1 protein-coding gene is annotated in these 861 nt (G+C 71.7%); it reads left to right on the plus strand.

Features of this window, described 5'->3' with window-relative positions:
• On the plus strand, positions 1-861 hold an 861-nt coding region (locus ACXAHD_RS32240), incomplete at both ends, for a transposase (RefSeq protein WP_475055191.1).

The raw sequence follows: 861 nt of genomic DNA on the forward strand, positions 1-861 counted from the left end.
GCGGGTCGGGGTCGAAGGCACCGGCGCCTACGGGGCCGGACTCGCTCGCAGACTCCGCGACGAGCAGGTTGAGCTGGTCGAGGTCGACCGCCCTGACCGTAAAACCCGCCGCTTCCAGGGCAAGTCCGACCCGATCGACGCCATCCAAGCGGCCAAGGCCGCCCTGGCCGGCGAACGTACCGGCACCCCCGAGCAGCGCGACGGCCGCGTCGAAGCCCTGCGCAACCTGCGGGTGGCCCGCCGCAGCGCCGTCGACCAGCGCGCCGACACCCAACGCCAGATCAAGGCACTGATCGTTACCGCCCCCGACCAGCTACGCGCCCAACTGCGCGGCCTGGCCGTCAAGCAGCTGATCGCCACCTGCGCCAGCCTGCAGCTCGACCCGGCCGACGCCGCAGCTCCGGCCACCGCAGCCACGATCGCCCTGCGCTCGCTCGCCCGCCGCCACCAGCAACTGTCCGCCGAGATCACCGAACTCGACGAACTACTCGAACCGCTCGTCGCCGCCATCAACCCTGGCCTGCTCGCCGCCCACGGCGTCGGCCCCGACGTCGCCGGTCAGCTGCTCGTCACCGCCGGCGAGAACCACGACCGGCTCACCTCCGAGGCCGGGTTCGCCATGCTCTGCGGTGTCGCCCCGATCCCCGCCTCGTCCGGCAGGACCAACCGCCACCGACTCAACCGCGGCGGCGACCGACAGGCCAACGCCGCCCTCTACCGCGTCGTACTCGTGCGGCTGCGCTGGGATCCGCGCACCCGCGCCTACGCCGAGCAGCGCACCAAGGAAGGCCTGTCCAAGAAAGAGATCATCCGCTGCCTCAAGCGCTACGTCGCGCGCGAGCTTTACCAGCTCATCACCTC

This window comes from Micromonospora sp. ABR4_055 (assembly GCF_056160425.1).